A 1770-nucleotide genomic window follows, 5' to 3' on the forward strand; every position below is an offset into this window, starting at 1 on the left:
TGAGCTGGACCTTGGAGCATGTTTGAATTGCAAAAGGGTGGTTTAAGATGGAGATGGACAACCTTTTTCCCTGCAAAAGGTATTTTATGGACGTGGAACATTACAGGCGGACCGGGGAGATAATTCCTGTGACGGAACCGGAGGAAATACCGCCGGTACCGTTGGCCGAGCTGATTGAGGCGGAGAACGAAAAACTGAATAGGGGGGCGGGCGCTGTGCCACAGGATGTAAGGCCCGTTATGGGATTATTCAAAAACGTGGATGACTTGATTAATGCGATACAAAAGGCGGGGAACCCTTATAAACTGTCGCAGGAGATTGGGAAAACTTATGCGACCATTATGTACCACCTGCGCCACAATGGCTATGACTGGGACAGAGAGCAGGGCAAGGTGGTGCCCAAAAAAGAAAATCCTAAGGAGGAGGAGAAACTGTTGGCAGACACCAAAATCTGCGAATGTGATAAAAAGGAGCCGGCTTGGGTGGTAAACATCAAAAATCCTGGAAAACCACCGGTTAAACTGGTATTCGTGGATCCCGCTGCTGTTATGGAATTAATTACAGTTCTGAGCAAGAGTAAGGATAAAGTGGTTGCGGAGGTAGTAACCGGGGCTTAAAACTAGCTGGGGGTGGGAGTGTTGAAGCTGAAGCGGGCAACATACAGGCACATCGAAGCGGAGATTTTTGCTTACAAGGACACACTTAAGGCGATAGAAGAACTGCGGAGAGATATTATTCTGGCAGGTAAACAGGAGGAATTGGCCGTAAGTGGTGGGGGTTATGTCGGAAGTATTGTAGAGCGCAGGGCTACCCGGCTGGCAGATTCAATACTACTGAAGGAAATGGAACGTATAACAAAAGCAATAGGTGAAGTATATCGGGATTTACCAGAGGACCGCCGGAGAATGCTGGAATTTAAGTACTGGGGCGAAGGGCGAAATTTAAAGTCACCGGCGATTGCGGACGCACTGCACATTGATGAAAGCACATTGAGACGATGGAGAAATGGTATTGTATATGCGATTGCTGAAAAATTAGGCTGGTATTAAAAGCTGCACGTTTTTTGCACGTTTTTTGCAAAATGGCTGTGGTAAAATGTTATCAAGGAGAGAAGCGAAGCCGTTCCTTCATGTCCCCCCTTTCCTGGACCGGTCTCATTCGAGGCCGGTCTATTATTTAGAGCAAAAAAGGGTGCTGGTTTTGTTTTATTTAAGACTTAATCTTCCTTGCGAACTCCTTTAAAGGGTTTGTTATCACTGGTTTTTTGGTCAATGAATCTCCCGGTTTCTGAATCTCTTTTAACCCATGAATCAGTTTTGGGATTATAAGTTTGAGAACGGTTGTCTACTGCCCCTTTTCGATAACCTTTTCCGGTATTTTTAGCCAAATAAATCACCTTCTTAAAAACCAACACCCTTAAGTAAATTATACCATTTGAGGTGATAACATGAAATTGCCAAACAAAATCAAAATCGGGGGATTATACCTGGATGTAATCCTGGATGATAGACTAGCTGCTTCTAATGACAGATTTGGAGAATGTGATCATATAAAGGGGAGAATAGTCATTGATGGGGTGCAGCCGGATGATCACAAAGAAGTAACGTTGTTGCATGAGATAATCGAAAAGATAAACTTGGAATACGAATTAGGTCTTGACCACAGGCAGATAACGGCTTTGGCAAGCTGTTTATACCAGGTACTTAAAGATAATGGCCTGGCGTTTGCCTGAGGAGGGTAAGCAGTGAACCCAACTGAAATTTTAGAAAC

At 44.5% G+C, this 1770-nt stretch carries 4 protein-coding genes; 3 read left to right on the plus strand and 1 reads right to left on the minus strand.

Annotated elements, in window-relative coordinates; genetic code table 11:
* Nucleotides 1-47 precede the first annotated feature (47 nt).
* Together ULO1_RS08065 and ULO1_RS08070 are read left to right on the plus strand one after the other, a co-directional pair.
* Nucleotides 48-617 (plus strand): hypothetical protein, encoded by a 570-nt coding sequence (locus ULO1_RS08065; protein ID WP_079933359.1) that lies wholly within the window; start codon nucleotides 48-50, stop codon nucleotides 615-617.
* A 21-nt stretch (nucleotides 618-638) separates the two neighbouring features.
* Nucleotides 639-1049, plus strand: coding sequence for a hypothetical protein (locus ULO1_RS08070; RefSeq protein ID WP_159446861.1), 411 nt, complete (start codon nucleotides 639-641; stop codon nucleotides 1047-1049).
* 167 nt (nucleotides 1050-1216) lie between these two features.
* On the opposite strand, the gene ULO1_RS14950 is transcribed toward ULO1_RS08070, so the two are convergent.
* A complete protein-coding gene (locus ULO1_RS14950) occupies nucleotides 1217-1387 on the minus strand; it encodes a hypothetical protein (protein WP_200806950.1) in 171 nt (56 codons plus the stop codon).
* A gap of 60 nt (nucleotides 1388-1447) precedes the next feature.
* Between ULO1_RS14950 and ULO1_RS08080 the strand changes: the two genes are divergently transcribed.
* On the plus strand, nucleotides 1448-1732 hold the full coding sequence (locus ULO1_RS08080) for a hypothetical protein (RefSeq protein WP_078665689.1): 285 nt from the start codon (nucleotides 1448-1450) through the stop codon (nucleotides 1730-1732).
* Nucleotides 1733-1770: the final 38 nt, after the last annotated feature.

Origin of the sequence: Carboxydocella sp. ULO1 (assembly GCF_002049255.1) — a bacterium.
GTDB lineage: Bacteria > Bacillota.